The sequence below is a fragment of the Cellulomonas edaphi genome (assembly GCF_030362815.1).
Taxonomy (GTDB): domain Bacteria; phylum Actinomycetota; class Actinomycetes; order Actinomycetales; family Cellulomonadaceae; genus Cellulomonas; species Cellulomonas edaphi.
Genome location: NZ_JAUCGR010000002.1, coordinates 114,839 through 136,720, shown reverse-complemented (window position 1 = coordinate 136,720; position 21,882 = coordinate 114,839). Strand labels below are relative to the sequence as shown.

Annotated in this window: 18 protein-coding genes; 1 reads left to right on the top strand and 17 read right to left on the bottom strand. The window is 73.0% G+C overall.

The window, feature by feature from the left end; genetic code table 11:
- Nucleotides 1-35 precede the first annotated feature (35 nt).
- The 14 genes from QRT05_RS06825 to QRT05_RS06760 form a co-directional block, all read right to left on the bottom strand.
- The gene (locus tag QRT05_RS06825) at nucleotides 36-1,496 is read right to left on the bottom strand and encodes a glutamate synthase subunit beta (protein WP_289446288.1); all 1,461 of its coding nucleotides are present in this window, start codon (nucleotides 1,494-1,496) and stop codon (nucleotides 36-38) included.
- The gene (gltB, locus tag QRT05_RS06820; RefSeq protein WP_289446287.1) at nucleotides 1,489-6,063 is read right to left on the bottom strand and encodes a glutamate synthase large subunit; all 4,575 of its coding nucleotides are present in this window, start codon (nucleotides 6,061-6,063) and stop codon (nucleotides 1,489-1,491) included. The genes QRT05_RS06825 and gltB overlap by 8 nt, the downstream gene beginning before the upstream one ends.
- Nucleotides 6,064-6,216: 153 nt before the next feature.
- Nucleotides 6,217-7,098, bottom strand: coding sequence for a prolipoprotein diacylglyceryl transferase (gene lgt, locus QRT05_RS06815; protein ID WP_289446286.1), 882 nt, complete (start codon nucleotides 7,096-7,098; stop codon nucleotides 6,217-6,219).
- The gene (gene trpA, locus QRT05_RS06810; RefSeq protein ID WP_289446285.1) at nucleotides 7,095-7,916 is read right to left on the bottom strand and encodes a tryptophan synthase subunit alpha; all 822 of its coding nucleotides are present in this window, start codon (nucleotides 7,914-7,916) and stop codon (nucleotides 7,095-7,097) included. The genes lgt and trpA overlap by 4 nt, the downstream gene beginning before the upstream one ends.
- Nucleotides 7,913-9,163 carry a tryptophan synthase subunit beta gene (gene trpB / locus QRT05_RS06805; protein WP_289446284.1) on the bottom strand — a complete coding sequence of 417 codons (1,251 nt, stop codon included), beginning with the start codon at nucleotides 9,161-9,163 and terminating at the stop codon, nucleotides 7,913-7,915. Before trpB ends, trpA begins: the two co-directional genes overlap by 4 nt.
- 44 nt (nucleotides 9,164-9,207) lie before the next feature.
- Nucleotides 9,208-10,020: an indole-3-glycerol phosphate synthase TrpC gene (trpC, locus tag QRT05_RS06800; protein WP_289446282.1), complete on the bottom strand. Its 813-nt coding sequence runs from the start codon at nucleotides 10,018-10,020 to the stop codon at nucleotides 9,208-9,210.
- Nucleotides 10,021-10,163: 143 nt separating this feature from the next.
- Complete coding sequence (locus QRT05_RS06795; RefSeq protein ID WP_289446281.1) at nucleotides 10,164-10,625, bottom strand: DUF2752 domain-containing protein; 462 nt, start codon at nucleotides 10,623-10,625, stop codon at nucleotides 10,164-10,166.
- 33 nt (nucleotides 10,626-10,658) lie between these two features.
- Nucleotides 10,659-11,129 carry a CD225/dispanin family protein gene (locus QRT05_RS06790; RefSeq protein WP_289446280.1) on the bottom strand — a complete coding sequence of 157 codons (471 nt, stop codon included), beginning with the start codon at nucleotides 11,127-11,129 and terminating at the stop codon, nucleotides 10,659-10,661.
- A 141-nt stretch (nucleotides 11,130-11,270) separates the two neighbouring features.
- Nucleotides 11,271-11,576 carry an HGxxPAAW family protein gene (locus tag QRT05_RS06785; RefSeq protein WP_289446279.1) on the bottom strand — a complete coding sequence of 102 codons (306 nt, stop codon included), beginning with the start codon at nucleotides 11,574-11,576 and terminating at the stop codon, nucleotides 11,271-11,273.
- 67 nt (nucleotides 11,577-11,643) lie between these two features.
- Nucleotides 11,644-12,237 carry a Trp biosynthesis-associated membrane protein gene (locus QRT05_RS06780; protein ID WP_289446278.1) on the bottom strand — a complete coding sequence of 198 codons (594 nt, stop codon included), beginning with the start codon at nucleotides 12,235-12,237 and terminating at the stop codon, nucleotides 11,644-11,646.
- A gap of 7 nt (nucleotides 12,238-12,244) precedes the next feature.
- Nucleotides 12,245-13,831 (bottom strand): anthranilate synthase component I, encoded by a 1,587-nt coding sequence (locus tag QRT05_RS06775; RefSeq protein ID WP_289446277.1) that lies wholly within the window; start codon nucleotides 13,829-13,831, stop codon nucleotides 12,245-12,247.
- A complete protein-coding gene (hisI, locus tag QRT05_RS06770) occupies nucleotides 13,828-14,223 on the bottom strand; it encodes a phosphoribosyl-AMP cyclohydrolase (protein ID WP_289446275.1) in 396 nt (131 codons plus the stop codon). Before hisI ends, QRT05_RS06775 begins: the two co-directional genes overlap by 4 nt.
- A 70-nt stretch (nucleotides 14,224-14,293) precedes the next feature.
- Nucleotides 14,294-16,096 carry an ABC transporter ATP-binding protein gene (locus tag QRT05_RS06765; RefSeq protein WP_289446274.1) on the bottom strand — a complete coding sequence of 601 codons (1,803 nt, stop codon included), beginning with the start codon at nucleotides 16,094-16,096 and terminating at the stop codon, nucleotides 14,294-14,296.
- Nucleotides 16,093-17,910, bottom strand: coding sequence for an ABC transporter ATP-binding protein (locus tag QRT05_RS06760; protein WP_289447371.1), 1,818 nt, complete (start codon nucleotides 17,908-17,910; stop codon nucleotides 16,093-16,095). The genes QRT05_RS06765 and QRT05_RS06760 overlap by 4 nt, the downstream gene beginning before the upstream one ends.
- A gap of 151 nt (nucleotides 17,911-18,061) precedes the next feature.
- Between QRT05_RS06760 and QRT05_RS06755 the strand changes: the two genes are divergently transcribed.
- A complete protein-coding gene (locus QRT05_RS06755) occupies nucleotides 18,062-18,706 on the top strand; it encodes a TIGR03085 family metal-binding protein (protein WP_289446273.1) in 645 nt (214 codons plus the stop codon).
- 12 nt (nucleotides 18,707-18,718) lie between these two features.
- On the opposite strand, the gene hisF is transcribed toward QRT05_RS06755, so the two are convergent.
- The 3 genes from hisF to pafA form a co-directional block, all read right to left on the bottom strand.
- Nucleotides 18,719-19,489, bottom strand: coding sequence for an imidazole glycerol phosphate synthase subunit HisF (gene hisF / locus QRT05_RS06750; protein WP_289446272.1), 771 nt, complete (start codon nucleotides 19,487-19,489; stop codon nucleotides 18,719-18,721).
- On the bottom strand, nucleotides 19,486-20,364 hold the full coding sequence (locus QRT05_RS06745) for an FKBP-type peptidyl-prolyl cis-trans isomerase (RefSeq protein WP_289446271.1): 879 nt from the start codon (nucleotides 20,362-20,364) through the stop codon (nucleotides 19,486-19,488). The genes hisF and QRT05_RS06745 overlap by 4 nt, the downstream gene beginning before the upstream one ends.
- A 127-nt stretch (nucleotides 20,365-20,491) precedes the next feature.
- The gene (gene pafA, locus QRT05_RS06740; RefSeq protein ID WP_289446270.1) at nucleotides 20,492-21,853 is read right to left on the bottom strand and encodes a Pup--protein ligase; all 1,362 of its coding nucleotides are present in this window, start codon (nucleotides 21,851-21,853) and stop codon (nucleotides 20,492-20,494) included.
- Between the last annotated feature and the right edge of the window lie 29 nt (nucleotides 21,854-21,882).

Genomic DNA, 21,882 nt, shown 5'->3' with positions numbered 1-21,882 from the left:
AGGTCCCCGGGCGGTAGCGAACGGTCCGGGTGTGGTCAGGGGCGCAAGGCCACTGTGGACGCGGTGACCGGGCTCGGAAGCTCGGTGGCACCCGACAGATAGGTGTCCACCGCCGCGGCCGCGGCGCGGCCCTCGGCGATGGCCCACACGACGAGCGACTGCCCGCGGCCCGCGTCGCCGGCGACGAAGACGCCGGGCACGGTCGTGGCGAAGTCGTCGTCGCGCGCGACCAGCCCACGGCCGGTCAGCTCGATGCCGAGCTGGTCGGTGAGCGGGGTGGTCTCCGGGCCGGTGAAGCCCATCGCCACGAGGACGAGGTCCGCGGGGATCTCGCGCTCGGTGCCCGGGGTGGGCACGCGACGGCCGTCCGGCAGGTACTCGGTGGTCGCCAGGCGCAGGCTCTGCACCCGGTCGCCACCCACGAACTCGACGGTCGACGCGAGGTAGGCGCGCTCGCCACCCTCCTCGTGCGACGACGACACCTCGAACGTGATCGGGTCCGTGGGCCACGGCTGGTTCGCCGGCCGGTCCACCGGCGGCTTCTTGCCGATGGCCAGCGTGGTGACCGACGCCGCCCCCTGCCGCAGCGCGGTGCCGAGGCAGTCGGAGCCGGTGTCGCCGCCCCCGATGATGACGACGTGCCGGCCCTCGGCCGAGATCTGGTTCTCGACGGTCTTGCCCGCGGCGACCGCGTTCGCCTGGTGCAGGTACTCCATGGCGGGGTGGACGCCGGCGAGCTCCTTGCCCGGCACCTGCAGCTCACGCGGCACGGTCGCGCCGGTCGCGATGACGATCGCGTCGTAGCGCGCCTGCAGCTGGGCCCACGTCACGTCGCGACCCACCTCGACACCAGCGCGGAACCGCGTGCCCTCGGCCGACATCTGCTCCAGGCGCCGGTCGATGTGCACCTTCTCGAGCTTGAAGTCGGGCACGCCGTAGCGCAGCAGGCCGCCGATCGCGTCGTCGCGCTCGTACACCGCGACGGTGTGCCCGGCGCGCGTGAGCTGCTGCGCGGCGGCCAGCCCGGCAGGGCCGGAGCCCACGACGGCGACCGTGTGGCCGGTCAGGCGCTGCGGCACCTGCGGCGTGACCAGTCCCCGGTCGAACGCCTCGTCGATGATCGAGACCTCGACGTTCTTGATGGTCACGGGCGGCTGGTTGATGCCCAGCACGCACGACGACTCGCACGGCGCCGGGCAGATGCGCCCCGTGAACTCGGGGAAGTTGTTGGTCGCGTGCAGCCGGTCGATCGCGTCGCCCCACTGGCCGCGCCACACCAGGTCGTTCCACTCGGGGATGAGGTTCCCCAGCGGGCAGCCGTTGTGGCAGAACGGGATGCCGCAGTCCATGCAGCGGCCCGCCTGCTCCTTGAGGAAGGGCTGGCCCTGCTCGAGGTGGGCGTGCACGTCCTTCCAGTCGCGCAGGCGCACCTCGACGGGACGGTTCGGCGGAAGCTCGCGGTCGCGAACCTTCAGGAAGCCGCGGGGGTCAGCCACGGGCCACCTCCAGGATCTGGTCCCACACGCCGGGCGCGGCCGGGTCGAGGCCGTCGGCCTCGGCCTTGGCCAGCGCGCGGCGGACGCGGGCGTACTCGGTGGGCAGCAGGCGCGTGAAGCGGGCACGCGTCGCCGCAGGGTCGTCGAGGAGCTGGGCCGCGACGGGCGAGCCCGTCTCCTCGTGGTGCGCGCGGATCAGCTGCTCGACGAGCGCGAAGTCCTCGTCGTCAAGCGGGTCCAGCGAGAGCTCGCCGGTGCGGACGGCGTCGACGTTCACGAGCGCGGGGCGCAGGTCCAGCACGTAGGCCGTGCCGCCTGACATGCCGGCCCCGAAGTTGCGCCCCGTGCGTCCGAGCACCAGCACGGTGCCGCCCGTCATGTACTCGCAGCCGTGGTCGCCCACGCCCTCGACCACCAGCGTGGCACCGGAGTTCCGGACCCCGAAACGCTCGCCCACGAGCCCGCGCAGGAAGATCTGGCCGGACGTCGCGCCGTAGCCGATCACGTTGCCGGCGACCACGTTGTGGGCGCCCGACAGCACGGCCTTGCGGTCCGGCCGCACGATGATCCGCCCGCCGGACAGCCCCTTGCCGACGTAGTCGTTGGCGTCGCCGAACAGCCGCAGCGTGATGCCGCGCGGCAGGAACGCGCCGAACGACTGGCCCGCCGAGCCCGTGAGGGTCACGTCGATGGTGTCGTCGGCCAGGCCCGCGCCGCCGTACCGCTTGGTGACCTCGTGGCCGAGCATCGTCCCGACGGTGCGGTTGACGTTGCGGACCGGCAGGTCGATGCGGACCGGCTCGCGCCGCTCCAGGGCGTCCGACGCGAGCGCGACGAGCTGGTTGTCCAGCGCGCGCGCCAGCCCGTGGTCCTGCGCCCGCGTGTGGTGCAGCGACGAGCCGGCGACCGGCTCGGGCTGCGCCAGCACGGGCGTCAGGTCCAGGCCCTCGGCCTTCCAGTGGTCGATCACGGCGCGCGTGTCGAGCACCTCGACGTGGCCGACGGCCTCGAGCAGCGTGCGGAAGCCCAGCTGCGCGAGCAGCTCGCGCACCTCCTGCGCGATGAACTCCATGAAGGTCACGACGAACTCCGGCTTGCCGGTGAAGCGCGCGCGAAGCTCCGGGTTCTGCGTCGCGACGCCCACGGGGCAGGTGTCGAGGTGGCAGACACGCATCATGATGCAGCCGCTCACCACGAGCGGCGCCGTGGCGAAGCCGAACTCCTCGGCGCCGAGCAGGGCGCCGATGAGCACGTCACGGCCCGTCTTCAGCTGGCCGTCCACCTGCACCACGACCCGGTCGCGCAGGTCGTTGAGCACCAGGGTCTGCTGGGTCTCGGCGAGGCCGATCTCCCACGGCGTCCCGGCGTGCTTGAGCGACGTGAGCGGGCTCGCGCCGGTCCCGCCGTCGTGGCCCGAGATGAGCACGACGTCGGAGTGCGCCTTGGCCACCCCGGCGGCGATGGTGCCGACGCCGAACTCCGAGACGAGCTTGGTGTGGATGCGCGCGCTCGGGTTGGCGTTCTTGGCGTCGTGGATCAGCTGCGCCAGGTCCTCGATCGAGTAGATGTCGTGGTGCGGCGGGGGCGAGATGAGCCCGACGCCCGGCGTCGAGTGCCGCGTCTTGGCCACCCACGGGTACACCTTGTGCCCCGGCAGCTGACCGCCCTCGCCGGGCTTGGCGCCCTGCGCGAGCTTGATCTGGATGTCGTCGGCGTTGGTCAGGTACTCGCTCGTGACGCCGAAGCGGCCCGAGGCGATCTGCTTGATCGCCGAGCGGCGCTCCGGGTCGTGCAGGCGCTCGGAGTCCTCGCCGCCCTCCCCGGTGTTGGACTTGGCGCCCAGCCGGTTCATGGCGACCGCGAGGGTCTCGTGCGCCTCGGCCGAGATCGAGCCGTAGGACATGGCACCGGTGTTGAACCGCTTGACGATCTCGCTCACCGGCTCGACCTCGTCGATGTCGACGGGCTCGCGCACGCCGGTCTTGAAGTCGAGCAGGCCGCGCAGCGTCATCAGGCGCGAGCTCTGCTCGTCCACCCGGCGCGTGTACTGCCGGAAGATGTCGTACTGCCGCGTGCGGGTGGCGTGCTGGAGCCGGAACACCGTCTCCGGGTCAAACAGGTGGTCCTCGCCGTCGCGCCGCCACTGGTACTCGCCGCCCACCGCGAGTCGCTGGTGCGCCAAGCGGTTGCCGCTCGCCGGGTAGGCGTCGGCGTGCCGAGCGGCCACCTCGGCCGCGATGACGTCCAGGCCGATGCCGCCCAGGCGGCTCGTGGTGCCGGTGAAGTACTTCTCCACGAGCGCGTGCGAGAGCCCGATCGCCTCGAAGACCTGCGCGCCGCGGTAGGACGCGATCGTCGAGATGCCCATCTTGGACATGACCTTCAGGACGCCCTTGCCGAGCGCCTTGATGAGGTTGGCGACCGCCTTGGGGGGCGCGACGTCGCCGAGGTAGCCCGAGCGGGCCATCTCCTCGACCGTCTCCATGGCCAGGTACGGGTTCACGGCCGCCGCGCCGTACCCGATGAGCAGCGCCACGTGGTGCACCTCGCGCACGTCACCGGCCTCGACGACCAGCGAGATCTGCGTGCGGGTGTGGCGCCGCAGCGTGTGGTGGTGCACGGCGGACAGCAGGAGCAGCGACGGGATGGGCGCGAGCTCGGCGTCCGAGTTCCGGTCCGACAGCACCAGGAAGCTCACGCCGTCGTCGACCGCGCGGTCCACCTCGGCGAAGATCTCCTCGAGGCGGGCCTCGAGCGCCTCTCCCCCACCCGCCGCGCGGTACAGGCCGCGGATGGTGGTGGCGCGGAAGCCGAGCGACGGCTCCTTGGCGACGTGCACGATCTTCGCGAGCTCGTCGTTGTCGATGACCGGGAACGGCAGGATCAGCTTGCGCGCGTGCTCCGGGCCGTCGGCGAGCAGGTTCGGCTCGGGGCCGATCGCGCCGCCGATCGAGGTGACCAGCTCCTCGCGGATCGCGTCCAGCGGCGGGTTGGTGACCTGCGCGAACATCTGCGTGAAGTAGTCGAACAGCATCCGCGGGCGGCTGGAGAGCACGGCCATCGGGGTGTCCGAGCCCATCGCGCCCAGCGGCTCGGCGCCGGCCGAGGCCATGGGCGCGAGCAGGATCTTGAGCTCCTCCTCGGTGTAGCCGAACGCGCGCTGGCGGCGGCGCACCGAGGCGGCCGAGTGCGCGACGTGCTCGCGCTCGGGCAGCTGCTCGAGGTACGCGGAGTTCTCCCGCACCCACTGCGCGTAGGGGCGCTGCGCGGCGAGCTGGCCCTTGATCTCGTCGTCCTCGATGATCCGGCCCTGGCCGGTGTCGACGAGGAACATGCGGCCCGGCTCGAGCCGGCCCTTCGCGACGACGCGCGCGGGGTCGATGTCCAGCACGCCGGCCTCGGAGGCGCACACGACCAGGCCGTCCTCGGTGACCCAGTACCGGCCCGGACGCAGGCCGTTGCGGTCCTGCACCGAACCGATGAGCGTGCCGTCGGTGAACGACATCGCGGCGGGGCCGTCCCACGGCTCCATGAGCGTGGAGTGGTACTCGTAGAACGCGCGCCGGGCCGGGTCCATCTGGGCGTGGTTCTCCCACGCCTCCGGGATCATCATCATCACGGCGTGCGGCAGCGGGCGGCCCGCGAGGTGGAGCAGCTCGAGCACCTCGTCGAAGCTGCCGGAGTCCGAGCCGCCCGGCGTACAGACGGGCAGCAGCGGGCTCAGGTCGCCGATGAGGTCGCTCGAGAGCATGCCCTCGCGCGCGGCGACCCAGTTCCGGTTGCCCCGCACCGTGTTGATCTCGCCGTTGTGCGCGACGAGCCGGAAGGGCTGTGCGAGCGGCCAGGACGGGAACGTGTTGGTGGAGAAGCGCGAGTGGACCAGCGCGATCTCGCTCGCGTACCGCGGGTCGGACAGGTCCGCGAAGAACGGCTCCAGCTGGCCCGTCGTGAGCATGCCCTTGTAGGCGAGCGTGCGGGCCGACAGCGACGCGAAGTAGGTGCCCAGCTCGCGCTCGGTGCGCTTGCGCAGCCGGAACGTGCGGCGGTCGAGCGCCACGCCCGACAGCTCGCGCGACGGGTCCGCGACGACCAGCTGACGGAAGGTGGGCATCGACGCGCGGGCCGTGGGCCCGACGAGGTCCTCGGTCACGACGACGTCGCGCCAGGCCAGCACCTCGAGCTTCTCCTCGGCCGCGATCGCCTCGATGGCCGCCTCGGTGCCCGCGCGCTCGGCGGGGTCACGCGGCAGGAACGCCATGCCGATCGCGTAGAAGCCGGCCGCGGGCAGCTCGGCGTCCACGACGTCGCGCAGGAACGCGTCGGGGATCTGGGTGAGGATGCCCGCGCCGTCGCCGCTGTCCTCCTCGGCACCCACCGCGCCGCGGTGGTCGAGGTTGAGCAGCGCGGTCAGACCGGCGTCGACGATGTCACGGCCGGGCGTGCCACGCAGGGTCGCGACGAACGCGAAGCCACAGGCGTCGTGCTCGGAGGCGGGGTCGTACAGGCCCGCGGCCGAGCGTGAGCCGGGCGGAGACGCCACGAGGGGGCTCAGGGGCGACGTCGACATCAGTACCGTCCTTACGGACCCCGACGACATCGGGGCATAGCACGAACATGGGGGGAACGCGGGACGTCGTCGGCCCTGACGTGTGGCGACGATACAACTCGGAAACATTTCCGAACGCATCGCCTCTTGTGAGGTGGCTCACACCTGCGCTGGTCAGCGGCTCAGGTCTGCAGCCTCGTCCTCGTCGTCCTGCGTGGTCGGGGGTGCCAGCAGAAGGGTCGTCTCACGTCCGGGGTGGCGGCGTCCGACCACCACGAACGCTACCAGCGCGCCGACGAAGGCCACGATCGATACCCAGACGTTGATACGAAGACCCAGCAGATGGAACGTCGAGGCCTGGTCGTCGATGCGCAGCATCTCGATCCAGAACCGGCCGCTCGTGTAGATCATCACGTACAGCCAGAACACCCGGCCGTGCCCGAGCCGGAACTTGCGGTCGAGCCAGACGAGCAACGCGGCACCACCGAGGTTCCAGACCAGCTCGTACAGGAACGTCGGGTGGAAGAGCGTGCCGGGCTCGTAGCCCGCCTCGAGCGCCTTCTCGTCGCTGACCTGCAGGCCCCACGGAAGCGTGGTCGGGCTGCCGAAGAGCTCCTGGTTGAACCAGTTGCCGAGGCGTCCGATCGCCTGCGCCACGAGCAGTCCCGGGGCCACCGAGTCCGCGAACGGCGGCAGCCTGACGCCCTGGCGTCGCGCACCGATCCAGGCGCCGACCGCGCCGAACGCGATCGCGCCCCAGATGCCGAGGCCGCCCTCCCAGATCTGGAGGGCGCGCCACGGGTCGCCGCCCGGACCGAAGTACTGGTCGGGCGAGGTGATGAGGTGGTAGATCCGGCCGCCGACGATGCCGAACGGCACGGCCCAGAACGCGATCTCGAGGATCGTGTCGGGGTCGCCGCCGCGCTCCGCCCACCGTCGCCGAGCGATGAACACCGCCGCGACGATGCCCACCAGGATGGCGAGCGCGTAGGCGCGCACGGGGACCGGTCCCAGCTCCCAGACGCCCTGCGACGGGCTCGGGATCGACGCGATCACCGCGACACCGAGGCCACGCCGGCCGCCAGCGCGGCCGTGAGGCCGGCGAGCGAGTCGAGCCCGGAAGTCGGGTCCGGCGCGTCGAGCAGGGTGCGCACCAGCGCCGAACCGACGATGACGCCGTCCGCGTAGGAGGCGACCTGAGCCGCGTGCTCAGGGGTCGAGACACCCACACCCACGCACACGCGCTCGGCGCCGGCGGCGCGGGTGTCGGCCACCAGCTGCTCGGCGCGGTCGCCCACGGTCGCCCGCTCGCCCGTGACGCCCATGGTGGACGCCGCGTAGACGAAGCCACGGGACGCGGCCGCGGTCGAGGCCAGCCGCTCCCGCGTCGAGCTGGGCGCGACCAGGAACACGCGGTCCAGACCGTAGGCGTCCGACGACGTGAGCCACTGGGCCGCCTCGTCGGGGATGAGGTCCGGCGTGATGAGCCCGGCGCCGCCCGCGTTGGCGAGGTCGCGCGCGTAGGCGTCGACGCCGTAGCGCAGCACCAGGTTCCAGTACGTCATCACCAGGATGGGCGCACCGCGGCCCGAGACCTGCTCGACGGCGGCGATGGTGTCCCGCACGCGCGTGCCCCCGGCGAGGGCGACGTCCGCGGCGCGCTGGATGGTCGGCCCGTCCATGACGGGGTCGCTGTAGGGCATGCCGAGCTCGACGACGTCGACGCCCGCGTCGACCATCGTGCGGACGGCGTCGACCGATCCCGGCACGGTCGGGAACCCGACCGGCAGGTAGCCGACGAGCGCCGCGCGGCCCTGCTGGGCCCTCAGCTCGTCCAGGTGCGCGCCCACCTGCGACGCGACGGTGACGCTCACAGCTGCTCCCCCTCGTCCGCCTTGACCACGGGCTCGTCCTCGATGAGGTCGAACCACGCGGCCGCGGTCGCCACGTCCTTGTCCCCACGCCCGGACAGGTTCACCAGCAGCACGGGCTCGTCCGACCACTCGCGCGCCTCGCGGCCCAGCTGGATCGCGCCGGCCAGGGCATGCGCCGACTCGATCGCGGGGATGATGCCCTCCGTGCGGCACAGGACCCGGAACGCCTCCATGGCCTCGTGGTCGCTCACCGGCCGGTACTCCGCACGGCCGATGTCGTGCAGCCACGCGTGCTCGGGCCCCACGCTGGGGTAGTCCAGCCCGGCCGAGACGGAGTGGCTGGGCAGCGTCTGGCCGTCCTCGTCCTGCAGCAGGTACGAGCGCGAGCCGTGCAGCACGCCGGGCTCGCCGCCGGAGAAGCGCGCGGAGTGCTTGCCCGACGAGACGCCGAGCCCACCGGCCTCGAAACCGAACAGGCGCACGTCGGGCTCGTCCAGGAACGCGTTGAAGATGCCCATCGCGTTGGAGCCCCCGCCCACGCACGCGGCGACGGCGTCCGGCAGGCGTCCGATCTCCGTGGCGAGCTGTGCCTTCGCCTCCTCGCCGATGATCTTGTGGAAGTCACGCACCATCTCGGGGAACGGGTGCGGCCCGGTCACGGTGCCCAGCAGGTAGTGCGTGGTCTCGACGTTGGCCACCCAGTCGCGCAGGGCCTCGTTGATGGCGTCCTTGAGCGTGCGCGTGCCCACCTGGACGGGCACGACGGTCGCGCCGAGCAGCTCCATCCGGGCGACGTTGAGCGCCTGGCGCCTGGTGTCCTCCTCGCCCATGTACACGACGCACTCGAGGTCCATGAGCGCCGCGGCCGTGGCCGTGGCCACGCCGTGCTGCCCGGCACCCGTCTCGGCGATGAGGCGCGTCTTGCCCATGCGCTTGACCAGCAGCGCCTGGCCCAGCACGTTGTTGATCTTGTGCGAGCCCGTGTGGTTCAGGTCCTCGCGCTTGAGGAACACGCGCACCCCCTCGCCGACGTGCGCGGCGAACCGCGGCACCTCGGTCAGCGGGCTGGGCCGCCCGGTGTAGGTGCGGTGCAGGCGCGCCAGCTCGGCGCCGAACGCCGGGTCGCTCTGCGCCTTGTGGTACGCCGTGTCGAGCTCGTCCAGCGCGGCGATCAACGCCTCGGGGACGAAGCGGCCGCCGAAGTCGCCGAAGTACGGGCCGGCGTGCGAGGCGAGGGGGCCGCTCACGGCCTGAGGGTGGACGTCGGGACGGCCCGCTGCGGCACCGCCGGTCACTGGCGCACCGCCCGCAGCGAGGGGTGGGCGCCGGCCGCGACCAGGTCGGCGACCGACTCCCGCGGCGCGTCGTCGGTGACGAGCGCCTCGCCGACGAGCACGACGTCCGCACCGGCGCGCGCGTAGTCCATGACGTCGTGCGGTCCGCGCACGCCCGACTCCGCGATCTTCACGATGTTCGAGGGGATGGCCGGGGCGACGCGGGAGAACGTGGTGCGGTCCACCTCGAGGGACTTGAGGTCGCGCGCGTTGACGCCGATGACGCGGGCGCCCGCGTCGACCGCGCGGGCCACCTCCTCGGTGTCGTGCACCTCGACCAGGGCGGTCATGCCGAGCGAATGCACGCGCTCGACGAGCGACTCGAGCACCGTCTGCTCGAGCGCGGCGACGATGAGCAGGCACAGGTCGGCACCGTGCGCGCGCGCCTCCCACACCTGGTACGGCGTGACGATGAAGTCCTTGCGCAGCACGGGGATGTCGACCGTCGCGCGCACGGCGTCCAGGTCCGCCAGGGAGCCGTTGAACCGACGCTGCTCGGTGAGCACCGAGATGGCGGTCGCGCCGCCCTTCTCGTACTCGGCGGCGAGCGCCGCGGGGTCGGCGATCTTCGCGAGCGCACCCTTGCTGGGGCTCGAGCGCTTGACCTCGGCGATGACGGTGACGGCGTCCTCGACCCGCAGGCGGTTCAGGCACTCGATGGCCGACGGCCGCTTCAGCGCGGCTGCCTTGAGCGCGTCGAGCGACGTCTCGGCCTGCCTCTGCGCGAGGTCCTCACGGACGCCCGCGACGATGTCATCCAGGACGGTCATCGAAGCCTCACCTCTTCCCCCGGTCGCACACCCCGCTCAGCCGACGACCGGGGCGGGATCTTCCGCCATCGTACGGGCGGGCACAGGTGCCCCTGACCACAGCCCGAGGAGTGGGACCGGTCGTCCGGATCCGCCCATACCGGTCAGGGCGCCAGCCACGGCGCGAGCGCCGGGACGTTGCGGGCCACCCAGTACACGAGCACCAGCACCAGGAACGCGTTGATCCACCGCGCGGGCACCACGAGAGAGCGCGGCCGGCCGCGCGCGGACCGCACCGTCCACCCGACCCACGCCGCGACGAGCGCGGGCAGGACGAGCACCAGCAGCGGGTTCATGCCCCACGCGCCGGCAAGGTCGAGCTGCGTGAGGTCGTGCAGGGCGCGCAACGCCCCGCATCCCGGGCAGTACAGCCCGGTGAGGAACAGGAACGGGCACGTCGGGTAGTGCCCCGGCGCGTTCGGGTCCACCCGGGCCAGGACGGCAAGGGCGCCCACGGCAGCGGCCGCGACCGCGGCGGGACCCGCGCACCGGGCGACGATGCCGCGGTGCGTGCCGGGCGCGAGCGTGGGCACGGCGGTCGGCGACCGGTGGTCGGACGATGCCATGCCCACGCTCCTGCTCAGCTCACCTGCCGCGGCTCAGAGCTGCGACGAGCTCTCCATGCCGCCGGTGACGACGACGACCACTCCCCAGACGACGCCGAGGACGAGGCCGATGACGGCACCCCAGATGGCGAAGTTCTTGGCCTTCTGCGAAGAGGCCTGCGCACCCGCGTAGTCGCCCTGCGCGAACTTCGTGTTCACCTGCGACGAGTAGACGATCGACGCGATGCCGAGCGGCAGGCAGCACAGCACGGTGGAGAGGATCGCCCATACCAGGTAGTTGGGCGGCGGGACGGGACCGTAACCGCCCTGGTACGGCGGCGCGCTCGGGTACTGCGAGGCACCGGGGTACTGCGGCGCGCCGTACTGGGGCGCCCCGTACTGCGGGGCCTGGGGCGCACCGTACTGCGGCGCCGGCGGACCGGGCTGCTCGGGCTTGCGGAACGGGTCGGCGGGGTTCTGCGGCTCTTCCCCGTACGGGTTCTGCGGCTCGTTCGGCGTGGTCATCGGTCCTCCTGGATCGCGGGTGCGGCCACCAGGCACGGCCGGGCGGTCGTCATGGGAACGTCGGTGTTACCTCGGTGGAGCCGGTCCGCGAGGGACCGTCGTGCAGCGGTACAGCGGTACAGCGGTACGGCGGTCAGGCGGTCAGTGCCCGCCGTTCGCCTTCTGACGCTTGATCGTCTCGGCGCCACCCTGGCCGTAGCCCATGCCCTTGAGCACGAGCCCGGCGATGATGCCGGCGACGCAGATGCCGATGCCCACCCAGAAGCCCCACACGAGCGCGAACGCAACGGCCAGACCGGCGAGCGTGCCACCGATCACGATGGTCCAGCACGTCACCCACGCCGCGAGCGTCTTGCCGTGGTTGGTGGGAGCCGCCGTGGGCGGCAGGTGCACGGCCTCGGTGGTCGTCGCGTGCTGGGCGCGGTGCGCCAGGGTGTTGTCAGCCATCAGGTAGTGCCCTTCGTGCGGTGTTCGGCCTTCACCCTAGCGGACCGTCGCGGGACGGACCCGCACGTCACGACGGGTCGTCGCCGCGCGAGAGCGCGTCCCACGCGGACCGTTCGTCCTGGACCTCGGGCTTCGGGCCCGTGGTGCCCTCGTGCCTGCGGGACGGGGCGGCCCAGCGGCGGGACGCGCTGCCCAGCCAGACCGCCGCGAGGAGCACCACGACCCCGACCACGACCGCGACGTACGGCCAGGCGGACGTCGTCACGTCGGACTCGTCGCTGCCGACGCTCGTGGCCCCGACCACCAGCTGGTGCAGGCCCGAGCCCCAGGGGTCCGCCAGCGCCTGCAGCGCAGCCGCCACCACGAGCAGCCCCATCGCCGCGACGACCGCGACGACCACCCACCGACCGATGCGCCCGACGAGCGCGATCGCGGCCCCGCACGCGAGCAGCACGAGTGCCGCCGCGGGCACGGCGGGTGCCACGTCGGCGCCCGACGCGTGCACCACGACGCTGGGGTCGAGCGCGGTCGAGGCCGTCGTGGTGAACCACGTGGGCAGCGCGGTCAGGCCGGTCAGCGCGGCGAGCAGCACCAGCAGGCCGGCAGCACGGCCGCGCCCACCCCGCCGGCGCTCCGGGCGGGCGTCCTCCGGTGCGGTCACGGCCTCGTCACGCCCCCGCGCGGCGCAGCCGCGAGGCGATCTGCACGGCGCGCACGGCCGCGGCGGCCTTGTTGCGCGACTCCTCGTACTCCAGCGCGGGCACCGAGTCCGCGACGATGCCGCCACCCGCCTGGACGCTCGCGCGGCCCTCACGGATGAGGGCGGTCCGGATCGCGATCGCCATGTCCATGTCCCCGGCGAAGTCGAAGTAGCCCACGGTGCCGCCGTAGATGCCGCGGCGGGCGGGCTCCAGCTCGTCGATCAGCGCAATGGCGCGCGGCTTGGGCGCTCCCGACAGCGTCCCCGCGGGGAACGTCGCCGTGAGCGTCTGCAGCGCGGTGGCGCCGGGGCGCAGCTGGCCGACGACCGTCGACGTGATGTGCATGATGTGCGAGTAGCGGCTGATCGCCATGAAGTCGACGACCTCGACGCTGCTCGGCTCGCAGACCTTGACCAGGTCGTTGCGCGACAGGTCGACGAGCATGATGTGCTCGGCGCGCTCCTTGGGATCCGCCAGCACCTCGTCGGCGAGGGCGCGGTCCTCCTCCGGGGTCGCGCCGCGCGGCCGCGAACCGGCGATGGGGAACGTCGTGACGCGCCCGTCCGAGACCTTCACCAGCGTCTCGGGGCTGGAGCCCACCACGGCGAAGTCGCGGCCGTCCGGGTCCTGCAGCTGCACGTAGTACATGTACGGGCTCGGGTTGATGGTGCGCAGCACGCGGTAGACGTCGAGCGGGTCGGCCGGGCAGTCCAGGTCGAGGCGCTGCGAGATCACCACCTGGAAGACCTCGCCGTCGCGGATCGCCTCCTTGCCCAGCCGGACCTGCTGCTCGAACTCCTCGCGCGCCGACCGGAAGCGCAGCTCCGGCTCGGGCTCGTCGACGAGCACCGCGACGCCCGGGTCGGCCGGGCGGAGCAGGGCGGCCTGCATCGCGTCCAGCCTGGCGACGGCGTCCGCGTGGGCCTCGTCGACGCGCGCGTCGGTGTCGTCGAAGTTGATCGCGTTGGCGACTAGCCACACCGAGCCGTCGTGATGGTCGACCACGGCGAGGTCGGTGGCGAGCAGCAGCGTGAGCTCGGGGACGTCGAGCTCCTCGGGCGCCTTGCGCGGCAGGGTCGGCTCCCAGTGGTGCACCACGTCCCAGCCGAGCGCGCCGACGAGACCGCCCGTGAGCGGCGGCAGCCCGGGGACGGCCGGGGTGCGCAGCACGTCGAGGGTCCCGCCGAGCACGTCCAGCACGTCTCCCTCGGCGGGCACGCCCACGGGCACGTCGCCCGTCCAGACCGCCCGGCCGTCGCGCACGCCGAGCGTCGCGCGTGCGTGCACGCCCACGAACGAGTAGCGGCCCCACGTCCCGTCGGACTCGGCCGACTCCAGGATGAACGTGCCCGGCCGCCCGGCCGCGAGCGTCCGGTACAGCCCCACGGGCGTCGTGTCGTCCGCAAGCAGCCGGCGGACGACGGGGATCACGCGCCGGTCGGTCGCCAGCGCGCGGAAGTCCTCGAGCGAGGGCCACGTCGCGCCCCACGGGACGGTGACCTCGGGCACCTGCTGGGTGGACCGCTCGGTCGGCCGTGCGGTGGTGGAGCTCATGCCGATCCCCCCGTGCTGGTCTCGCGGTCGCCGACGACGGCGGGAAGCGGCCCGCCGGCCTCGAAGCAGGTGCGTGCGCCCGTGTGGCACGCCGCCCCCACCTGGTCGACCGAGACGAGCAGCGCGTCCCCGTCGCAGTCCAGGCTGACGGCTCGCACGTACTGCCGGTGCCCGGAAGTGTCGCCCTTGCGCCAGTACTCCTGGCGGGAGCGGCTCCAGAAGGTCACGCGGCCCGTGGTGAGCGTGCGGCGCAGGGCCTCGTCGTCCATCCAGCCGAGCATGAGCACCTCGAGCGAGTCGTGCTGCTGCACGACGGCAGCGACGAGGCCGTTCTCGTCGCGCTTGAGGCGCGCTGCGACGGCGGGATCCAGGGGGGTGTCGAGCTCAGGCACGTGCCGATCCTGCCACGCGGCGACGCGCGCCGACGGCACCGTCCGTCGCTGCTCGCAGCCGCCTCCGGCGTCAGCGGGTCTGTGACACCCACGCCCGATGCATCGAGGCGTACACCCCGTCCAGCGCGACGAGCTCGTCGTGGTGGCCGTGCTCGACCACGACGCCCGCATCCACCACGACGACCGCGTCGGCCGCCTCCGCCGTGGAGAGCCGGTGCGCGATCGTCAGCGTCGTGCGGCCCCGCGTGAGCGAGGCGAGCGCGCGCGCGATCCGGACCTCGGTCGCCGGGTCGACCGCGGAGGTGGCCTCGTCGAGCAGCAGCAGGTCGGGGCTCGCGAGGTAGGCACGCACGAGCGCGACCAGCTGCCGCTCCCCCGCCGACAGCGACTCGCCGCGCTGGCCCACCGGGGTGTCGAGCCCCGCGCCGAGCTCGCCGACCCAGCCGTCGAGACCGAGCGCGTCCACGGCCTCGCGCACGAGCGCCCGCTGGTCGAGAGCGTCGTCGACCGGCCCGTCGCGCAGCCCGTACGCCATGTTCTCGCCGAGCGTGCCGTCGAACAGGAAGCCCTCCTGGGGCACCAGCACCACGCGCTCGCGCAGCGTCGCGAGCGGCACGTCGCGCAGGTCGTCACCGTCCAGCAGCACGCGGCCCGACGAGGGGTCCATGAACCGCGCGACGAGCCGGGCGATCGTCGTCTTGCCCGAGCCGGTCGCGCCGACCACGGCCACCGACGAGCCGGCCGGGACGTGCAGGTGCACGCCACGCAGCACGGTCGGGCCGTCCGGGTAGGAGAAGTCGACGCCCTCCAGCCGGACGCCGGCGGGCCCGCGCGGCGACGGCACGCCCGACTCGCCCGCGTCGACGACCGTCACCGGCGTCTCGATGACCCCGAGCACGCGACGCCAGCCCGCGATGGCGTTCTGCAGCTCGTTGAGCACCTCGGTCGCCATCTGGACCGGCCCGGTGAACAGCTGGACCAGGAACAGGAACGCGAGCAGCTGGCCGGCGCTCACCTCGCCCGTGACCCCGAGGTAGGTGCCCGCGACGATCACGACCGCCAGCACCGTGTTGGCGACGAGCACGCCCGACGCGAACACGGTGGCGACCAGGTTCTGCGCCCGGACCATCGCGCCGCGCGTTCCCGTGATGCTGGCGTCGATGCGCCGCTGGGAGCGGTCGGCGACGCCGTAGGCACGGATGGTCTCCGCGCCCACCACGGCCTCGGAGACCGCACCCAGCATCGCGCCGTAGCGCTCGCGCACCAGCGTGTAGCGCGCGTTGACCCGCTTCTGCAGCGGCTGCAGGACGACCACCAAGGGCACGAAGCAAAGCCAGACCAGCAGCGCGAGCTGCCACGCGTAGACGGCCATGAGCACCGTGGCGACCAGGATCTGCAGCCCGGAGACGAGCAGCATGATGCCGCCCCACTGGACGAACAGCGAGATGGTGTCGACGTCGGAGGTCACGCGCGAGACCAGCGACCCACGCCGCTCGGTGTTCTGGGTGAGCACCGACAGGTCGTGCACGTGCCGGAACGCGCGCGTGCGCAGCTCGAGCAGGCCGGCCTCGCTGGCCCGGAAGAGCCGCACGTTGACGTATGCCGAGCACACCGCGCCGACCAGGAGCACGACCGTCGCCGCCGACGCCAGCCAGACCACGCGCTCGAGGTCGGGGCCGCCCGGCGCGAGGATCCCGGTGTCGACGGTCTGCTGCACGGCGATCGGGACCACCACGCGCCCCACCGCGGCGAGCACCGCGAGCAGCACGGTCACCGCGAGCCCGTGCAGCAGCTGCGGCGAGACCTCCGTCCCGCGGCGCAGGGTGGCGAGCACGCCCAGGGTGCTCGCGGGTGCCATCCGGTGCTCGCTCATCGCGCGACCCCCATCTCCGCGGCGGCCTCGTCGGCGGCCTCGGCCGCGCGCCGGTCCGACTCCTGCTCGTACGCGGTCGCCAGCTCGCGGTAGCCCTCGTCGCGGGCGAGCAGCTCGGCGTGCGAGCCACGGTCGACGATGCGGCCGCCCTCGATGTGCACCACCTCGTCGGCGAGCAGCACGGAGGACATCCGGTAGGCGACCAGCAGCACCGTGGGCGCGCCGGCCTCCCCGCGCAGCCCGGTGAGGATCTGCTGCTCGATCCGGGGATCCACCGCCGAGGTCGCGTCGTCGAGCACGAGCACCTTGGGCCGCCGCACGAGCGCCCGTGCGAGGGCCAGCCGCTGGCGCTGACCGCCCGACAGGTTGGCCCCCCGCTCGCCGAGCGGCGCGTCGAGGCCGCCGGGCAGCGCGCGCACCACGTCGTCGACGCGCGCCAGGCGCAGCGCCTCCCACACCTCGTCGTCCGTGGGTGCCCCGACGTCGCCCTCGTCGGCGAGCGAGACGTTGCCGCGGACCGTGTCCTCGAAGACGAAGGTCGACTGCGCCACGAACGCGACGTGCGCGGACAGGTCCGCCGGGAGCACCTCGCGCACGTCGAGCCCGTCGATCCGCACGACGCCGGCGCTCGGGTCGGCGAGCCGCGCGACGAGCGCGACCAAGCTCGTCTTTCCCGCGCCCGTCGAACCGACGACGGCGACCGTGGTGCCTGCGGCCACCTCGAGGTGGGCGTCCCGCACCAGAGCGACCTCCCCCTCCGGCGTCGGCACGGTGCGCGTCACGCCGTCGAGCTCGACGCGGGCACCGGCCCCCGTCGGGGACCAGCGGCGGTCCCCCGGGGGAAGGTCGGCGCGCGCGTCCAGCACGCGGGCGATGCGGTCGTGACCCACCAGGGCGCGGGGCATGTCACCGAGCACCCACCCGAAGGCGCGCACCGGGAACGCGAGCAGGGTGAGCAGGTAGGCCGCGCCCACCACGTCGCCCGTGTCGATGTCGCCGTGGATGACGCGCGCGGTGCCGACCACCAGCACGGCGAGCGTGCCGAGGCTCGGCAGCAGCTCGATGACGGGATCGAAGAACGCACGCACGATGCCGACGCGTACGTTGGCCGCGGCCAGCTGGGACGCGCGCGCGGCGAAGCGCTGCTCCTCGCGGTCCTCCGTGCCCAGCGACTTGACCAGCACCGCACCCTCGAAGCTCTCGTGCGCGATGTCCGCCACCTCGGCACGCAGCTGCTGCGCGCGGGTGATGGCGGGCGACATGTACTTCTGGAACACGAGGTTCGCCACGAGGGTCAGCGGCAGCGCCGCGAGGGCCGCGATCGCGAGGTAGACGTCCGTGCGGAACAGCTGGAAGGCCGCCACGAAGATCATCGCCAGCACACCCAGCGCGAACGGCAGCGGGTTGAGGACCGTGGTCGCCGCCTCGACGTCGGCCCCCGCGTTGGACAGCAGCTGACCCGCGGGATGGCGCCGGTGCCACGACAGCGGCAGGCGCAGGTACTGACGGGTGACCGCGAGCCGGTGGTCCTCCTGGACCAGGGAGAAGCCGAGGCCCGCGAGGATGCGGCGCAGGGCCACCGACACGGCGAGAGTGACCGCCACGGCGATCATGACCAGCCCGGCCTGCCAGATGCGGTCGCGCGCCGCCTGGTCGCCCTCGAGCGCGGGCACCACCACCTGGTCCGTGGCCCACCCGAGCACCCGGCTCACCGCGACCGTGGCGACACCGAAGACCGCGGAGACGCCGATGGCCGCCGTGTACACCCACGGGTGCGAGCGCAGCGCCCGCCCGACGAGCCGGACCCCGCGCATGCCGGTGGAGCCCTGCAGCGCGGCGGGGTGGGGGACGTTCGGGGCGCGAGCAGGCACGACGTCGTTCCTTCGAGCGGGTGGAGCAGGGGAAGTCGTCATCGTCTCACGCGTTGCCCACACGGCCCGGCCGCGGTCGTGCGAGCATGCTCGGGTGACCTGGCACCCGCTCCTGCGCGCGCAGCTGGCCGATGCTCTCCGGGAGGTCTCCCCGGAGGCACCCACCCTGTGCGAGGGGTGGCAGGCCCGCCACGTCGCCGCGCACGTGGTGCTGCGCGAGTCGTCGGCCACCGTCCCCGCGGCGCTCGTGGTGCCGGGGCTGGCCTCCCGCGCGGAGTCCGCGATCGCGGCGCTCGCCGACACCGCACGCAGCGAGGCCGGCTATCGCGAGCTCGTCGACCGCGTCGCCGCGGGACCGTCCCGGTGGAACCCCGTCGCCCTGGGCGGCGACCTGGCCAACCTCGTCGAGCTGTTCGTGCACGGCGAGGACGTGCGGCGCGGCTCCGGTCCGGTCCCGGCCCGGCAGCTCGACCCCCCGCTCGTCGAGGCGCTCTGGGAGCAGCTGCTGCGTTCCGGTGGCATGCGGCTGCGACGTCTGCCCGTGGGCGTGGTCCTCGTGCGCGACGACGGGGTCCGCACCCGCGCGCGCAAGCCGCGCGGCGACCACGGCACCGTCGTCGTGCGTGGCGCGGTCCCCGAGCTCGTCCTGTGGGCCCTCGGTCGCGGGGCCGCGAGCGACGTCCGGCTCGAGGGCGACCCCGCGGACGTCAGCGTGCTGGGCGCCCGGCTGCCCGCCTGATCGCCGAACGCCTCAGCGGACGGTGATGCCGTCGGCGCGCAGCGCGTCCTTGACGTCGGCGACGGTCAGCTCGCCGAAGTGGAACACGCTCGCGGCGAGCACGGCGTCGGCCCCGGCCCTCGCGGCCGCGACGAAGTGCTCGGCCGTTCCGGCTCCGCCGCTGGCGATCAACGGCACGGACACCTCGGCGCGGACGTCGCGCAGCATCTCGAGGTCGAAGCCGTCCTTGGTGCCGTCGGCGTCCATCGAGTTGAGCAGGATCTCGCCCGCCCCGAGCTGCGCGGCCTTCGCAGCCCACGCCACGGCGTCGATGCCCGTGCCGCGCCGGCCGCCGTGCGTGGTGACCTCGTACCCCGAGTCGGTGCGCGTCTCGCCCGTGACGCGCCGGGCGTCGACCGACAGCACCAGCACCTGGCTCCCGAAGCGGTGAGCGACCTCGGCGATCAGCTCCGGCCGTGCGATCGCCGCGGTGTTGACGCCCACCTTGTCGGCGCCGGCCCGCAGCAGCAGGTCGACGTCCTCCGCGGTACGCACGCCGCCGCCGACGGTCAGGGGCACGAACACCTCCTCGGCCGTGCGGCGCACCACCTCGTACGTGGTGGCCCGGTTGCCGGAGGAGGCGGACACGTCCAGGAAGGTCAGCTCGTCGGCGCCCTCCGCGTCGTACCGGTGCGCCAGCTCCACGGGGTCCCCGGCGTCGCGGAGGTTCTCGAAGTTGACGCCCTTGACGACGCGGCCCGCGTCGACGTCGAGGCACGGGATCACACGCAGTGCGAGGCTCACGAGTCCGCTCCCTGAGGGGTCCGGGTGGAAAGGATGTCGATGACGAACACCACGGTCTGCCCCGAGAGCGCCTTGCTCGCCGTCGCGCCGAGCGCGTAGGTGGGCGGCACCACGAGCATGACCTGGCTCCCGGCGGGCTGGTCGACGAGGCCCTCGGCCCACGTCGGCACGTCCTGCAGCGAGAACGAGACCGGCATGCCCTGCGTCCACGTGGTGTCGAACGCCTCGCCCGACTTCCAGGAGAAGCCCGTGTACTGCACGGTGATCGTGTCGGTCGCGGTGACCTGCGCCCCCGTGCCGCGGATCAGCGGCTGCGTGACCAGGTCGGTGGGGGGCGCCTTGCCCGTCGGCTTGATCGACGGCGCGCCGTCGGGCGCGAGCGTCACCGCAGGCAGGTCCGCACGCGGCGGCACGTGCGTGCCGCTGGCGCGCACCGGCAGCACGTCGACCACGGTCACCGTGGGGTCGTTGTCGGCGCCCGTGCTCGTGCCCGGGCTCACCTGGAGCACCCGCGCACCTGCGCGCTGGCCCGTCAGGGTCGCGTAGAGGTCGGACCCCAGGTCCGCGCGGGTCATGACGCGGGCGACCGGCGTGGTCGAGTAGCTCTCCTTGACGAGGCTCGCGTCGGTGGCGTCCTCGATCCAGTAGTCGAGCAGCACGGGCTTGTCCTCCACCACCTCGTCGCCCGTGCCGGTCCAGATCTGCTCGCGCGTGGTGGAGTCCACCTCGAGGGGCGTGAGGTAGGTGATCGTCGGCGCGACGCCGGACACGCCCGAGACGGTGACGTCGGGCGGCGGTGCGGCGTCGTCGGTGCACCCGGCCAGGCTGAGCGTGGTCGCCAGCACGAGCGCGAGCGCGCCCTGCAGTCGTCGCACGTCGTCCCTTCCCGTCGGTGGAGTCCGCCGCTGACCGCGGCTCGGCGGGACCCGAGGGCCCTCCGCGCGGGACACTGTACGACCCCGACCTGGGGCGCCGGCCAGCGCGTCTCGCCCGCGGCCGCCGTCACATCGACTCGATGAGCCGCTCCACCCGGTCGTCGACGCTGCGGAACGGGTCCTTGCACAGCACCGTGCGCTGCGCCTGGTCGTTGAGCTTGAGGTGCACCCAGTCCACCGTGTAGTCGCGCCGGGCCTCCTGGGCCGCCCGCACGAAGTCGCCGCGCAACTTGGCGCGCGTGGTCTGAGGCGGCACCGCGGTCGCCTCGAAGATCTCGACGTCGTGCGTGAGCCGCTCCACGAGCCCCCGTGCCGCGAGCAGGTTGTACAGACCCTCGGTGCGGGAGATGTCGTGGTAGGCCAGGTCGAGGCGCTGCACGCGCACGTCGGACAGCTCCAGGCCGTGCTTCGCCCGGTAGCGCTCGATGAGCCGGTACTTGATCACCCAGTCGAGCTCGCGCTCGACCAGGGACAGGTCCCCCGTCGCGAGGGCGGTCAGTCCGCGCTCCCACAGGTCGAGCACCTGCTTGACCTCGGGCGTGGGGCCGCCGTGGGCGTCGACGAAGTCCACGACGCGGCCCAGGTACTCCTCCTGCAGCTCGATCGCCGTCGCGGTGCGGCCGTTGGCCATGGTGATCGGGTGCTTGCCCGTCATGTCGTGGCTGATCTCGCGGATCGCACGGATGGGGTTCTCGAGCGTCGTCTCCCGCATGGGCACGCCCGCCTCGATCATGCGCAGCACCAGGTCGGTGGCACCGACCTTGAGCATCGTGGTGGGCTCGGCCATCGAGGAGTCGCCGACGATGACGTGCAGGCGCCGGAAGTGCTCCGCGTCGGCATGCGGCTCGTCGCGCGTGTTGATGATGGGTCGCGACCGGGTGGTCGCGCTCGAGACGGCCTCCCAGATGTGGTCCGCCCGCTGGGACAGGCAGTACACGGCGCCGCGGGGTGTCGTGAGCACCTTCCCGGCGCCGGTGAGGATCTGCCGGGTGATGAGGAACGGGACGAGGACGTCCGAGAGCCGCCCGAAGTCCCCCTGCCGGCGCACCAGGTAGTTCTCGTGGCAGCCGTAGGAGTTGCCCGCCGAGTCGGTGTTGTTCTTGAACAGGTGGATGGTTCCGGGCAGACCCTCGTGCTCGAGGCGCTGCTGGGCGTCGGCGACGAGCCCCTCCAGGATCCGCTCGCCCGCGCGGTCGTGGGTGATGAGCTGCCGCACGTCGTCGCACTCGGCCGTCGCGTACTCGGGGTGCGAGCCGACGTCGAGGTACAGCCGCGAGCCGTTGCGCAGGAACACGTTCGACGACCGGCCCCAGGCCACCACCTTGCGGAACAGGTACCGCGCCACCTCGTCGGCCGACAGCCCGCGACCGTCGTCGGACGCGCAGGTCACGCCGTACTCGGTCTCCAGTCCGAAGATCCGCCTGTCCATGTCCCTCGCCTCACTCCACCCTCGTCGGC